The 14,087-nt window shown below is 54.4% G+C and carries 11 protein-coding genes; 1 reads left to right on the forward strand and 10 read right to left on the reverse strand.

Annotated features, from left to right (window positions below; genetic code table 11):
• Positions 1-2: 2 nt before the first annotated feature.
• The 5 genes from eutB to ehuR all read right to left on the reverse strand — a co-directional run bounded on the left by eutB (position 3) and on the right by ehuR (position 5,360).
• Positions 3-1,025 carry a hydroxyectoine utilization dehydratase EutB gene (gene eutB / locus TMES_RS05730; RefSeq protein WP_085581203.1) on the reverse strand — a complete coding sequence of 341 codons (1,023 nt, stop codon included), beginning with the start codon at positions 1,023-1,025 and terminating at the stop codon, positions 3-5.
• Between the two features lie 14 nt (positions 1,026-1,039).
• Complete coding sequence (locus TMES_RS05735) at positions 1,040-1,822, reverse strand: maleate cis-trans isomerase family protein (RefSeq protein ID WP_085580381.1); 783 nt, start codon at positions 1,820-1,822, stop codon at positions 1,040-1,042.
• Positions 1,823-1,925: 103 nt separating this feature from the next.
• Positions 1,926-3,209 (reverse strand): TRAP transporter large permease, encoded by a 1,284-nt coding sequence (locus TMES_RS05740; protein ID WP_085580383.1) that lies wholly within the window; start codon positions 3,207-3,209, stop codon positions 1,926-1,928.
• A 14-nt stretch (positions 3,210-3,223) separates the two neighbouring features.
• Complete coding sequence (locus TMES_RS05745; protein WP_143589552.1) at positions 3,224-3,811, reverse strand: TRAP transporter small permease; 588 nt, start codon at positions 3,809-3,811, stop codon at positions 3,224-3,226.
• Between the two features lie 151 nt (positions 3,812-3,962).
• Entirely contained in the window at positions 3,963-5,360 is a 1,398-nt protein-coding gene (gene ehuR, locus TMES_RS05750) for a MocR-like ectoine utilization transcription factor EhuR (protein WP_085580385.1), read from the reverse strand.
• A 207-nt stretch (positions 5,361-5,567) separates the two neighbouring features.
• Between ehuR and TMES_RS05755 the strand changes: the two genes are divergently transcribed.
• Positions 5,568-6,611, forward strand: coding sequence for a TRAP transporter substrate-binding protein (locus TMES_RS05755; protein WP_085580387.1), 1,044 nt, complete (start codon positions 5,568-5,570; stop codon positions 6,609-6,611).
• 95 nt (positions 6,612-6,706) lie between these two features.
• Here TMES_RS05755 and TMES_RS05760 read toward each other — a convergent pair whose 3' ends face one another.
• From TMES_RS05760 to TMES_RS05780, 5 genes are all read right to left on the reverse strand, one after another.
• Positions 6,707-7,087, reverse strand: a complete 381-nt coding sequence (locus tag TMES_RS05760; protein WP_085580389.1) for a hypothetical protein — start codon at positions 7,085-7,087, stop codon at positions 6,707-6,709.
• Between the two features lie 336 nt (positions 7,088-7,423).
• A complete protein-coding gene (locus TMES_RS05765) occupies positions 7,424-8,821 on the reverse strand; it encodes an aspartate aminotransferase family protein (protein WP_085580391.1) in 1,398 nt (465 codons plus the stop codon).
• 41 nt (positions 8,822-8,862) lie between these two features.
• Positions 8,863-10,344 (reverse strand): NAD-dependent succinate-semialdehyde dehydrogenase, encoded by a 1,482-nt coding sequence (locus TMES_RS05770; RefSeq protein WP_085580393.1) that lies wholly within the window; start codon positions 10,342-10,344, stop codon positions 8,863-8,865.
• Between the two features lie 235 nt (positions 10,345-10,579).
• Positions 10,580-10,834, reverse strand: a complete 255-nt coding sequence (locus TMES_RS05775) for a hypothetical protein (protein WP_085580395.1) — start codon at positions 10,832-10,834, stop codon at positions 10,580-10,582.
• A complete protein-coding gene (locus TMES_RS05780; protein WP_085580397.1) occupies positions 10,831-14,067 on the reverse strand; it encodes an ABC transporter transmembrane domain-containing protein in 3,237 nt (1,078 codons plus the stop codon). Before TMES_RS05780 ends, TMES_RS05775 begins: the two co-directional genes overlap by 4 nt.
• Between the last annotated feature and the right edge of the window lie 20 nt (positions 14,068-14,087).

Below are 14,087 nucleotides of genomic sequence, written 5' to 3' on the forward strand. Positions count from 1 at the left end.
GGTCAGGCGCCCCCGGTTTTGGAGGTGGCCTGTTCTGCTTCCAACGCCAGATCGACATTTTCGCCGCCGATAATGCGGCGATGCAGGTTCATGTCGATATTGCAGCCCGTGCTGAGAACCACGGTTTTGCCGGGGTTATCGATCAGCCCGGCGCGCAGCGCGGCAATGCCCACGGCGGCGGCCCCTTCAATCACTTGCTGGTCATCGATATAGGCCGCGCGGATGCCATCGGCGATCTGGGCTTCGTTGACCAGCACAAAATCGTCGGTCAAATCGGCGCACATGTTAAAGGTATAAAGGTTGTTTTCGCCAATGCCGCCGCCCAGACTGTCGGCCAGGCTGGGCCATTCGCGCACCGATGTGGGTTGACCGGCCTGCAGGCTTTCGATCATGGCACAGCCGCGTTCCATCGAAATGCCGACCACGCGAATGGCGGGGTTGATTGACTTGGCCGCCAATGCCACACCGGCCAGCAAGCCACCGCCCGAAAGCGGGACGAGCAGGGTTTCGGTATCGGGCAATTGCTCGATCACTTCGAGCCCCAGTGTGCCTTGTCCGGCAATAATGTCGGCATGGTCGAACGGCGGCAGCATGGTCATGCCATCATCGCGCACCAGCCGATCGACTTCCTTTTGGGCTTCGTCTTGCGATTGCCCGGAAATGCAAATTTCAGCCCCTTGGGCGCGAATGCCTTCAACCTTGTTGTGCGGCACCAGTTCGGACATGCAAATAACCGCACGTACCCCGGCATTGCGCGCGGCATTGGCAAGCGCACGGCCATAGTTGCCGGTCGATACACCGATAACCCCTTTGGCTTTTTGCGCGTCGCTCAGGTTTAAAACCGCATTGGCGGCACCGCGCAGTTTAAAGCTGCCGGTATATTGCTGATGTTCGCATTTGATCCAGATCGGGGTTCCAACATGGTCGCTCAGGCTTTGGCTGGGGCGCAGCGGGGTATGAATAACATGCCCGGCAATGCGCTTGCGGGCGGCAAGGATATCGCCAAGCGTGATCGGCTTTTTCACGGCAACCTCGTTCATCAGGCGGTGGGGGGTGTTTGGTCAAACAGGCTGCCAAAGCCTGTGACCGGGTTTTGATAGTTCATCAGATGCAAGGCATGCCAGATCAGGGCCTGATTGCTGGTGATCACCGGCTTGCCCAAAAGCTTTTCGGCGCGCTGTGCAATTTCTGCGGCGCGAATGGCGGTGCAGGAAATAAAAACAGCATCCGCATCATCAGAGTTAGCCTGTAAGGCCGCCGCGAGCAAGGCATCGGGCGGAATGGCCGTCATATCGGGGTCGTTTTCAAGGCCAAATGCCAAAACGCGGGTAAGTTCGAACCCTTGCTCCACAATGCCTTGGGCCACCGTTGCCGTAACATCGAGGATATAGGGCGCGGCGATGGCAATTTTTTTTGCGCCAACGGCACGCAGCGCATATTGCGATGCCAAAAGCGGATTGGTGACCTTGCAACCGGGCAGGCCTTCGTGGATCAAGGCGCTGATGCGGTCTGACCCGTTTACAGCCGTGCCGGACGTGCAGCCAAAAATAGCCACGTCGACACCAAAGCCGGGCAAAATTGTGCGCGCGGCACGCGGCAAATCATCGGCCATGGCGCGCAGGCTATCAACCGTGATCGGGTTGGCATTGGCAATGCGGGTGGTAAACAACCCGACATCAGATGGCAAAATACGGCGTAAATCGTCTTCGCTGTTAAAATCGGTTGCCAGGGTAATCAGCCCGACCCGGCCTGCCGGGGCGACCGGGTCGGGTTTGTAACTTAAATTAACCAGCTCTGGCGTGATGTCGGAAATGGCTGACATCGGGGTGAATGCTCCGTCAAAAACGATAACGCTGTGTCCAAAGCCGGGTTTTCCAGGTGCGGATCCGCCCCGGTTTTATAAGGAACCGGGGCGGGCCGCGTGCCTAGCGAAAGGCGGTTTCGGGCAGGAAAGTTGCAATTTGCGGGAAGAAAATCAGCGCGACTGCAACCAGCAACAACATGAAGATAAAGGGCGGTGTGCCTTTGATGACTTCGGCATAAGGTCGCCTGAATATGGCAATGGCGGTAAAAATATCGCAGCCAAAGGGCGGTGTTGCCGAGCCAATCGCCACCTGCAAGGTAACAAGAGTACCTACCAGAATGGGGTCGATCCCGGCATTGTTGACCAGCGGCATAAAGATCGGGGTTAAAACCAGAATAACCACAATCGGGTCGACAAACATGCAGCCGATAAAAAATGCAATCGAGATGGCAAACAGAATGGTGTAGGGACCAGCCGTATCAAGGGCGAGCGCCCCAATTACGGCTTGCGGGATCTGGGCAAAGGAAATGACGAAGGAAAACGTTGTACCAGCGCCCACCAGAATGAAAACCACCGCCGTGATCAACCCGGTTGAGCGGGCGATATGCAATAATTCGTGCCATTTGACCGAGCGGAAGATCAGAACTTCGAGGATGACAGCGTAAATCACGGAAACAGCAGCAACCTCGGTCGGGCTGACCCAGCCCAGGTAAATCCCGCCAACAATCAGCACCGGAAACATGATGGCCGGGCCGGCATTGACAACCGCCTTGGCCCGTTCGGGCCATGTGCGGCGCGGGATGGTGGGAATATCGTTGATTTTGGCGTAGCAGACTGAGTAGGCCGAAAACAACAGCAAGATCAAAATGCCTGGGCCAATACCGGCGATAAACAGCTCGCCGATGGAAACCTTGCCAACCACACCAAATACGATCATGCCGATTGATGGCGGGATCAGAAAGGCAATGTCACTGGCATTAATGATCAGCGCCATTGTGAAGCTGTCTTTATAGCCAGCTTCCAGCATTTTTGGGCGCAGCGGCCCGCCCATGGCAACCACGGTGGCCTGTGTGGACCCTGACACCGCTCCGAACAGCGTGCAGCCAAGTGCGGTTGTGACCGCAAGGCCGCCGCGCATATGGCCGACAAAGGTCATGGCAAGGTCGATCAGGCGGCTGGCGGTATGGCCCTTGGTAACGATATCGGCAGCAAAAATAAACATCGGCACCGCGATCAGGGCGACCGGGCTGATGCCACTGACCATTTGTTGAATAATGATCTCGTGGGGGATGTGCAGGAAAAACGCAAAGGCGATAACGCTGGCCGATGCAAGCGGAACCATCATGGGGAAGCCCAGCAATAGCAGGCCCAGCATGACGATGATGATTGTTGTACCTAAATCCATTGTTTTCCCCGCCCCTACAAATGCGTATCAAGGGTGTCGTCTTCGTAAATGTCCTCGACCCGGTAAGACAGGTGGACACCTGGCTTTAAAATATTGGTCAAGGCAGCAAGTACGAACTGGATACCGGTTACGGTCAGACCGAAAGGAACCACCAGCACGGTAAAGTACATGGGAATACGCAAGGACGGGGTCAGACGGTTGGTTTTGATCAGCCCGGCAATATAATCGATTGAATAATAGGCCAGGGTAAACAGCAGGGTCGCCGTGCCCACGCTTACAATGATCATAAGAACCTTGCTGGCGCGCGGTCCCAGCATGTCGGAAAAGGCCGACATGCGAATATGACGCCCCATTCGTGCCGCTTCCGATATGCCGACAAAGGTCACCAGAATGATCAGGAATTGATTTAGTTCTTCGGAAAAAAACAGGCTGGAACTAAATCCCAGTCGGGCAATAACATTGGCGACCGTATTGACCGCCATGATGATGATGCTCCAGCCGAGCAACTGCCGTTCAATGACAGACAGCCCATCATCAATTTTTCTAAGCACGTTAAGCGCCGTGCGAGATTCTATCGGCGCGTCTCCGTTCGATCCAGACATACGACCTCCTTGATGCGCGTGCGAGACATTTGTTTGGAACGCGTAACAATACGAACGGTTCCCTCCCACAGATATCAGTCTGCTTCGCGCCAGAAGGTCAGAATAGAAACGCTATTGAACGGTTCAATGAAATTTTTGTGTCATGACAAAATCAATACATGACGTCGAACGCATGTACACCGGGCATTTGATCCATGGTCTGGCGGATCTGCATCAACCCGCGATGCAGGCTTGGTGTATCGATGGCACCGCCAACGCAAACCCGGATGGCATTGGGGCGTTTGACCTTGACCGTCATGAAGGGGTCGGAAATGGTGACAGCGACACCGTTTTTGCGCAATTCGGAAGCAAACCATTCCTCTTGCCAGTGTTCGGGAATACGCACCCAGGCCGACAGGGATGTGGGGTGATGGCGCACAACCGCATCGCCCAAGATCTCGGCGACCAGGCTTTGTCGTTCGCGCATCAGGGCGCGCTGCACGGTAACGGCCTGTGCCACCACACCGTCTTCGATCCAGCGTGCGCCCATCTCGGCAATCAGGGGGGTGCCCATCCAGCCGGTCACGCGCAGCACGCTGCTGGCGCGAATCGAAAGGTGTTTTGGCACAACAAGATAGCCGGTGCGCAGACCCGGCATGACGATTTTGGTCAGGCTGGATATGTGAAAGCCCAGTTGCGGTAAAAAGCTGGTGATGGGGGGCAGGTTTTGTTCGAGAAGCGGGCGATAAACATCGTCCTCGATCACGTAAACACCATGCTGGCTGGCGATTTCGGCAATGCGTTTGCGCCGCTCCAGCCCCATCAGGCAATTGGTCGGGTTGGTATAAATCGGGGTAACAACAAGGGCACGAATGGCGCGTTGCTGGCATTCGCGTTCGAACGCTTCGGGCAGGATGCCTTCATCGTCGGTCGGCAGCGCGCCCAGTTTAAACCGCAACACGCTGGCGGTGCCGATAACCCCGTGATCGGTCAGGCTTTCGGTTAGAACAACATCGTCGGGCTGCACAATGGACGCCAGGGCAATGAAAATGCCCTGGGCGGCGCCATTGGTGATGATGGTTTGGGCAGGCTCGGCAGTCAGCCCCATGCCCGCCAGCCATTTGACCCCGACCTCGCGGTGATAATCAAACCCCGCCACCGGGCGGCAGCTTTCCATCCACGGGTGGTGGGAATCCTCGGCCAGACGGCGGTGCATCTGGCGTGACAGGTCGTTGTGAAAATCGGTATAGGCGGCGCGCACGATGGAAAGATCGATCAGATCGGGCTGGCGGTTATCAAGGATAAACGACGATGCCCGGTCGGTCAGCCGGGCCTGAACAAAGGTGCCCCGTCGCCGTTCGGACCGCAAATACCCTTGCCGCTCCACTTCCTTGTAGGCAGCACTTACGGTCTGGACGCTGACTTTTAAATGATATGCCAGGTCGCGATGTGTTGGCATGCGAACATCATGGCGCAGGCGCCCGGACTCGATATCGGTGATGATGGCTTCGACCAGCGCCTTGTATTTAGGGCCTGTGTCGCCACTCAGATCTGTCGTCGGTAGCCACATTTTACTCGTTCCACCCATCCGTTTTGTCGGCACCCTAACATAGCGACGGGTATTTTGGGTAGAGGGCTTTATATTTTTGTAATGATACAAAACACTCATTGACCTGATGCAGGAACATTTCAAGACTTCGAACGTTCAAACAATCTAACTGCCGCCGATCCTGTGAGGACGCAGGGTTGTAGCGGCCCAACAAGGGAGACTTCTGTAATGAGTTTGACAAAGCTCTTCAAGGCGACCCTGTCTGCCGCAGCAGTTTTTGCGGTTGCAGGTACGGCAATGACCGTGCATGCGGAGGAATGGAAATTCGCCATCGAAGAAAGCACGGGCGACGTCCAGGATTTGTACGCCCAGAAATTCAAGGAACTGGTTAAGGAAAAAAGTGGCGGCGACGTTGATGTCACCATTTACACCTATGGCCAGCTTGGGACTGAAAACGACATTACCGAACTGACCGCTTCAGGGGCTATTCAGTTCTCCAACGCATCTCCGGGCCATTTGGGAACCTTCGTTCCTGAAATTCAGGTCTTTGGTGTGCCTTATTTGCTGTCGCAAAATAACGATGTCAACAAGGCCGTTCTGTCTGAAAGCCCGACGATTTATAAGGGCCTTTCCAAGGATTTCGAAAGCAAGGGTCTGAAGCTTTATACCATGTATCCCGAAGGGGAAATGGTGTGGACCACCAAGAAAAAGGTCGAAACCCCGAAGGATTTTGATGGTGTCAAATTCCGCGTGATGACCTCGCCGATCCTGATTGACAGCTACAAGTCATTTGGTGCCGACCCGGTGGCATTGCCGTGGGGTGAAGTATATTCGGGCCTGCAAACCAGCGTGATTGACGCGCAGGTGAACCCGATTTTCTTCATCGAAAGTGCCAAGTTTTACGAAGTTACCGACTATCTGATTTATGCCGGTCAGCAGCAATACACCACCACTGTGGTTACCAATGACGCCTTTTATAAAGGCCTGTCGGATGACCGCAAAAAGCTGTTGAAAGATGTTAAATCGGAACTTGATGATTATATCTTCAAGGCACAGGCTGATTTGAACGACAAGGCGCTTGATAAAATCAAGAAAGCCAAGCCGAGCATCAAGGTTATTAAACTTGATGCCGATCAGCGCGCCAAATTTGAAGAAGCTTCAAAAAGCGTTGGTGACAACCTGGTCAAAGAAGTTGGTGGCGACACCGAACAGGTTTTGGCTGATTTGCGCGATGAAATCGGCAAAAAAGAAAAAGAATTGGGCAAGATGTAATTATCTGGCTTGAGAATTGTCGATATGACGGCAGTTCTGTTCGTGCAAAACCCCTGCAAGCGTTGGCTTGCAGGGGTTTTTATATGTAATAGCAGCTAGGAAACAGCAAGCAATCGCAGCGGACGGGACACGGTGATATAGGCAAATAGCCCAATTGCCACCGTCGTGATCGCAGATCCGATTAAAGCCGGTAAGTGCGGGCCGCCGACCTGATCAATGACGGTGCCTGAGGCCATGGCGACGGCCCCGAGAACAGCGAATAAAACCTGTGTTTTGTCGATGCCATCAAAATGACGGCGGCTGATCCGGTAATAGGTTCCGTACAGGGCAAGGCTGAACCAGCTTAGCAAATTAACATAACTGTAAGTCGGGAATATCGAGGACCCTTCGATCAGGATTGTTTTCAATCCCCAGATCGCCTCAATGAATGCCAGACAGGCTGAAACAGTCCAGCATATGCGTGGTAAGTTATTCATTTCAGTTCCAGTTCGCATCATCGGTTTGGTCAGTATCGGTCCCAATTCAAGTATATTTTTTGTTCTGTAAGTATAGCTAGTTCAAATTTTAAATTTATACAATTAAATTATAATGTACTTATTTTTTCAATGTCTTAGATGAAATATTCTTTAGTATTGGTATTATTCCTTATTCGTATAGTGCACCTGCGTAACAAACATGGTGCGTGGCAACATTTAAAGCATGGATCTTATTAAAAGAAATATGCTTTCGGCAAAAAAGAAGGGCCGAACACAAGGTTCGGCCTGCAAGGACGGAGAGCTGTTTTGGGAAAGACAGTTCGTTTGTCGACCGGCTTATTTGGCAGCAAGTTCATCGGTGACGGCGTCGACGGCCTGTTTGGCAATATCGACAACCTTGTCGATTTCAGCTGTGGTGATGCAAAGTGCCGGGGCAAAGCCGAGAATGTCGCCGTGCGGCATGGCGCGCGCAATCATGCCACGTTCCAGACACGCTGCTGATACTTTGGCGCCGACCTTCAGGTTCGGATCAAAGCGTTCCTTTTTGTCCTTGTCGGCGACAAATTCCAGCGCAGCCATCAGGCCAACACCACGGGCTTCACCCACCAGCGGATGATCGGCAAAGGTTTCGCGCAGCAGGTTCTGGAAATAGCCACCGGTTTTCGCGGAATTGCCGGTCAGGTCTTCACCATCGACAATGTCAAGGTTGGCATTGGCGGCAGCGGCACAAACCGGATGGGCCGAATAGGTCCAGCCATGGCCCAGCGGCCCCATTTTGTCCGATCCCTGTTCCAGAACCTTCCAGACCCGTTCGCCGACAATAACGCCCGACAGCGGCAGGTAACCCGATGTAACACCCTTGGCAATCGTGATCAGGTCGGGTTTGATGCCGTAATGCTGGGAGCCGAAATAGCTGCCGGTACGCCCGAACGCGGTAACAACTTCGTCGGCAACCAGAAGCACATCATATTTGTTCAAAACCGCCTGAATGGCTTCCCAATATCCTTTGGGCGGGGTGATGATGCCGCCCGTGCCCATCACCGGTTCGCCGATAAAGGCCGCGATGGTTTCGGGGCCTTCGCGCAGGATCATTTTTTCCAGATCATCAGCACAGCGTTTGGCAAACTGTTCTTCGGTTTCACCGGCTTCGGCATTCCAGTAGAAATGCGGGCAGGTGGTGTGCAAGATCGGCGCACGCGGCAAATCAAACGCATTGTGGAAGGTGGCAAGGCCGGTCAGGCTGCCGGTCATGATGCCCGAGCCATGATACCCGCGCCAGCGCGAGATGATTTTTTTCTTTTCCGGGCGACCCAGAATGTTGTTGTAGTACCAGATCAGCTTGATGTTGGTTTCGTTGGCGTCCGAGCCGGACATACCGTAATAAACCCGCTGCATGCCTTCGGGCGCACTTTTGACAATGCGCTCGGACAGGCGAATGATTGGCTCGTTCCCATGACCCACATAGGTGTGGTAATAGGCCAGTTCCTTGGCTTGGGCATAAATGGCATCGGCAATTTCGGTGCGGCCATAACCAACATTGACACAATACAGACCGGCAAAGGCATCAAGGGTTTCCTTGCCTTCGGTGTCGTGAATGTAAATGCCTTTGCCGCCATTGATGATGCGGTTGGGCGTTTCGCCATCCGCATGCTGGCGCATGTTGGTTGACGGATGCATGAAATGCGCCCGGTCCATTTTTTGCAGTTCTGCGGTGTTGTTTTTAATCACATTCATTTTCTTCTCCCGTTCAAGGTCGTGGGGCGAACTGCCAGCCTTTAAAATGCTGCGCAGACATATTTAAGCTCGGTGAATTCTTCGAGGCCGTGGCGCGATCCTTCGCGGCCCAGGCCCGACTGTTTGACCCCGCCAAACGGGATCGGTGCGCCGGTAATTTTTACGCAATTTAGCGCAACCATGCCGTATTCAAGGGCATTGGCAACCCGGTTGGCGCGCGACTGGTCGCTGGTGTAAAGATAGGCGGCCAGCCCATATTCGCTGTCATTGGCTTTGGCGATGACTTCGTCTTCGCTATCAAACGGAATAACCGGGGCCACCGGGCCAAAGGTTTCCTCGTGATAGATTTGCATGTCATCGGTGACATCGGCCAGCAGGGTCGGCGCGTAAAACAGCCCGCCTAATTGTTTGCCACCCACGATAACCCGGGCACCCTTCGCACGGGCATCTTCAACATGTTCGGCGCATTTGGCCACGGCACGGTCATGCATCAGCGGGCCAATATCGCAATTTTCATCCAACCCGTTGCCGACCCGCAGTTTTTCAATGGCGTCGGCAAAACGGGCAATGAACTGGTCGTAAATGTCGCGATGAACGAAAATGCGGTTCGCGGCCAGGCAATCTTGCCCGCTGGTGGCAAATTTGGCGCCGATGGCATGCGCAATGGCCTGGTCCATATCCACATCCGGGAACAGGATAAACGGGGCATGCCCGCCCAGTTCCATCGACATTTTTTTAACCGTTTGTGCGCCTTGCGCCAGCAACAGCCGCCCGATCTGGGTGGAGCCGGTGAAAGACAGGGCACGGACGACATGGTTGCCGCATAGCTCGCCCACCACCGGGTTGGGGTCGCCGGTAATAACGTTAAACACACCCGCCGGGATACCGGCCCGTTCGGCCAGTTCGGCCAATGCCGTGGCGGAAAACGGGGTTTCGGTGGCCGGGCGCACAATCATGGTGCAGCCAGCGGCAAGGGCGGCGGCGGCCTTGCGCGTGATCATGGCGCAGGGGAAGTTCCACGGGGTAACGGCGGCGGTTACACCAATTGGTTCACGGCGGATGCTCATGGCGCGATTGGGCAGGTGCGATGAAATGCTTTCAACATTCACCCGCTTGGCTTCTTCGGCGTAAAATTCGATGAAGCTGGCGGCGTAGTCAATTTCACCGCGCGATTCCGTGATCGGTTTTCCCTGCTCCAGTGTCATTAACAGGGCAAGGTCTTCCTTGTTTTCGATCAGCAATTCAAACCAGCGGCGCATTCTTTGCGCGCGGTCTTGCGGCAGCAAAGCGGCCCATGCGGGAAACGCGGCGTGGGCGGCGTCAACTGCCCGCCTTGTTTCGGCAACACCCATATTGGGAACTGTGCCAAGAAAGCTTCCGTCAAACGGGTTGGTCACCTCGATGACCTGACGGTTATCTGCCGAACTCCAGCGCCCGTCGATATAGGCGTGTTCACGCAACAAGCGCAAATCGGACAGATTGCTTAACGACACACAACGCTGTTCTTTCAATTGTGCCGTCATGGGAGCCTCCTTTTAAACGGGCCCGGCCAATGGTTATGCCGGGTCTGCCTGTTGAACTAAAGGCAGACTAACAATTTCGCCGCAGAGGAGGTCTCCGAAGGTGAGGCGATTTGGTGTGGTTTTTTTGGCAGGGAGGGGCGTTTAAACGATGTTTCTTCTGCCAGCGGTTGGTGGCAGGCGCAATTCAGGCGAGCCGACACCGCGAGAAACGGCAGAAATGGTGGGCTTTTGCGACTTATGACGCGCTGTCGTCGTTATCGTTCAGCCAGGCTTTCATCTCGCGGCGTTTGCGCTGCCTTTCGATAATGGTGCGAATGATCAACACCATGAAAACCAGCAACAGCAACGTTGTGGTGGTGGGAAAGGCAAAGGGAATGCCGATAGCGACCACAAGCGCACCGGCCAGACTGCCGCCAATAATCGCCATAAAACCCAGTATCAGAAAAATGGCGACAAAGGCGGCAATCAGTATGGCGGCAATTTTGTTCATCGGTTCGGCTGGTCTCGACTGGTGAGCTGTTTGGTGGTCATGTCCAGCCGTTCGGCAAGAACGCGCAACAGCTGGACCGATACGGCCTGATCCTGTCGAACAAGGCCAAGGAATTCGGCTTTATCAAGTTTCAGAACGGTCATGTCTTCCACTACGCGAATGGTTGCAGACCGTGGCTGGTCGACCAGCAAAGCAATTTCACCAATCACTTCCTTGGGTTCGACATCGCGCAGTTTCAGGGTCTGGGCTTCGTCCGTGGTCAGCCAGATTTCACCGCGACCGGAAATAACGATAAAGGCCGCATCGCCCGGTTCACCCTGTTTGACGATCACCTCGCCCCGTTTATAGGTAAGACGCGGGCTGGTAAATGCCAGCAGTTTGATGACATTGGGATCAAGCGCGGAGAACAGCGGAATGGTCCGCAGCAGTCGGACTTCTTCTTCGATGCTGCCATCTTCCGCCGGGATGGTGTCGGTTTCGGCGGTGATGGCGGTGGCATCGCCAAGGACGTCAGGGCTGGCTTCGCCAGGCTTGTCGCGCCGGGTCAGCTTGCCATTGGACATATGCAGGCGGGTGGAAAAACGGTCGCCCGGCATATCGGCACCATCGACCCAGATCACGCTGCGTTCGCTGGCGCCCCGGGTTAAAAATTCCACGACCTGGTCGCGGGTTTCGTTATCAAGCGCGGACAGGGCCTCGTCGACGACCAGAATATCGGGGTTTTTGATCAGCGCACGCACCAGCGTGATTTTCTGACGCAGGCTTTGCGACACCCGGCTGCCGCCCACCCCGACATCGGATTCAAGGCCCAATGCAATCAGGGCTTCGTACAGGCCGCCATCGCGGGCAATTTCAAACAGAACTTCGCCAACGCGTTCTTCCGAATGCGCACGGCCATAGGCAAAGCGCCCAAACAGCAGGTTATCAAGAATGGATGCCGCAGCGGTGTAGTTTTCGACCTCGAAAAAGTCGATCTCGCTGGCAAGGTCGGCGGGGATGTTTTCGTGAAATTTCGGCCGGGCTTTTAGAACCAGATCGCGGAAATTATCATCCATCACCCGCAGGCGATGGCGGGCCGGGGTTAAATTCATCGCCACTTCAAGCAGGCGCACCCGGTCATCTTCGCGAATATCACCAACATTAACGCCATCAATGCGTTTCAGCATGTTTTTGACATCGGTAAGCTCATCGGCGGAAATAAAGCTGTAGCGATCGAAAAATTCATGCCCCGGCGGCAGGCCGGTAAACAGTTCGATCATCAGCTCCAGCATGTTGCGGCCCATATTGATCATGGGTTCGTACAGGCCATTGTCGCGCAAAACACCCTGAAAATAAGGATGGTTCAGGAAGTTGCGGCGTTCATAATTCGGGTTTACCGGCACCCCGAAAATCAGGTTGATGCCAACGGTGGCGTTGTCATTATAGCTTTCGATATCAAACGGTTCGACCAGATCAGCCAAACCGCGTTCAGCCAGCAATTCTTTCAGGCGCGGGCGCGCGGCGAGGACGGCCTTGGACAGGTTGGGACGCAGTTTCGGGTCTATCCGGCGAAACAGGCCGATCCGGTAAATATCGCGGTCAAGATGAACAACCGACAGCAGGGTCAAAAGTTCGCTGTTAAGATGTTCAAGCGAGTCATAACCTGGCCCGACATAATCAATCCACTGGCCGCTGGGGTCGTAGGGAATGTTGCCCGAGCGTTTGATTTCATCAAACATTTCGGCAGTTAAATGATCGGGAAGGTCGGTGGGCGATGCCAGTTCAATCTTCTCAACCAGAACCGGGGCCAGAAGGTCGCCCGCGGTGGCATCATCGGTGCTGGTAACAGCTTTGCCATCGGTGCTGGCGGGCTGCGCGTCGCCGGTGTTTTTCGGGGGCTCAACCAGGGGGCGGTGTTTAAGCCCATAGAGCAGATTGTCCGATATGGTGCCATGAAACAGATAGGAATCAGGCCCGACATAGCCGGTGCGCTGGCCCAGAAATGAGGCCGGAAGCTGGGCGGCATTGGTGTCGGCGAACTGGATGCGGCCGCTGCTTGGCGTGATTAAACGGACCAGCAATCGGGCAAGATGCGATTTGCCACTATCGGCGGTGCCAGTAAGCAGGGCGGAACCGGGCAAGGGCATGTTGAACGATACATTTTCAACAACCTTAGTGCCGTCATCATCGGTCCATGACAGGGCATAAACATCCATCGGGCTGCTCAGATGCCCGGCAACAGGGGCTGTCAGTTCGTGTTCCTGATCAAGATCGGGCAGTTCAAACTGTTCGTAAAGCTGGTCATATTTGATATGGGCATCGGCCAGGCGCTGATAATAGGCCAGAAGTTCCTTCCACGGCGCCGACATATCCTTATAGGCAGCCAGAGCCGCCACCAGTGCCCCGAATGACAGGTCGCCCGCAATAACCAGATAGCCGCCAATCGAATAAAAGAAAAACGGCGTGATCTGGGCGATAAAATTATTGAGAAATTTGATAAAGAATTTGCGGAAATAGATTTCCTTGCGGATTTCAAAAATCCGGCCCATGCGCTGGGTATAGCGCATCAGCTCGTAGCCCTGGGTGTTGTGGGCGCGAATGTCGGTCGCACCGCTGACCGTATCGCCAATATGTTCTGACATGCGCCGGATATTTTGCACCCGGTCTTTGCCCAGCTTGTTCACCCGGCGCTGCAGTTTGGGGATCAGATAACCTTGCAGCGGATAAAACGACACCGCCGCAAACCCCATCAGCGGGTCCTGAATAAAGATAAAAGCCGAAATCGTAACCAGAATGCCGCCCTGATAAACTGGCAGGGAAAAGGCTTCGCCAAAAAAACCGCCCAAAGGTTCGGCTTCGGCGGTGATCATGGAGACAATTTCGCCCTGGCTGGTTTTGCGAAAATGGGGCAGGGGAAACCGCAACACGCGTTCATATAAAATATAGCGCATCCGGCGCAAAAGCCGTTCGGCCATAACACCGGTATAAACATTGATGAAATATTTAAAACCGCCATTTACAAAAACCAGAGCCAGAAATATGCCCGACAATGCAAACAGATATTCGACCTGGTCAAGTTTGACACCGAGAATGTCAAACGGTTCGCCCGCCCCGCCGATGGCCTGGTTGACGATCATTTTGGGCAGGTCGAGGGAATAATACAGAAACGGAAATGACAGCACAGTCACGATCAAAAGGACGATCTGTTGTAAGCGACTGTGGCGCCAGATATAGGCAAATACCGAATTCGGCATGCACGTTTCCCGTTATGCTG

It is taken from the genome of Thalassospira mesophila (genome assembly GCF_002115755.1).
Taxonomy (GTDB): Bacteria; Pseudomonadota; Alphaproteobacteria; order Rhodospirillales; family Thalassospiraceae; genus Thalassospira; species Thalassospira mesophila.

Bases quoted from the DNA above. Each gene is read 5' to 3' on its own strand.
- TMES_RS05735 (WP_085580381.1), bottom strand. From the start codon at position 1,822: ATGTCAGCCATTTCCGACATCACGCCAGAGCTGGTTAATTTAAGTTAC.
- TMES_RS05740 (WP_085580383.1), bottom strand. From the start codon at position 3,209: ATGGATTTAGGTACAACAATCATCATCGTCATGCTGGGCCTGCTATTG.
- TMES_RS05745 (WP_143589552.1), bottom strand. From the start codon at position 3,811: ATGTCTGGATCGAACGGAGACGCGCCGATAGAATCTCGCACGGCGCTT.
- ehuR (WP_085580385.1), bottom strand. From the start codon at position 5,360: ATGTGGCTACCGACGACAGATCTGAGTGGCGACACAGGCCCTAAATAC.
- TMES_RS05755 (WP_085580387.1), top strand. From the start codon at position 5,568: ATGAGTTTGACAAAGCTCTTCAAGGCGACCCTGTCTGCCGCAGCAGTT.
- TMES_RS05760 (WP_085580389.1), bottom strand. From the start codon at position 7,087: ATGAATAACTTACCACGCATATGCTGGACTGTTTCAGCCTGTCTGGCA.
- TMES_RS05765 (WP_085580391.1), bottom strand. From the start codon at position 8,821: ATGAATGTGATTAAAAACAACACCGCAGAACTGCAAAAAATGGACCGG.
- TMES_RS05770 (WP_085580393.1), bottom strand. From the start codon at position 10,344: ATGACGGCACAATTGAAAGAACAGCGTTGTGTGTCGTTAAGCAATCTG.
- TMES_RS05775 (WP_085580395.1), bottom strand. From the start codon at position 10,834: ATGAACAAAATTGCCGCCATACTGATTGCCGCCTTTGTCGCCATTTTT.
- TMES_RS05780 (WP_085580397.1), bottom strand. From the start codon at position 14,067: ATGCCGAATTCGGTATTTGCCTATATCTGGCGCCACAGTCGCTTACAA.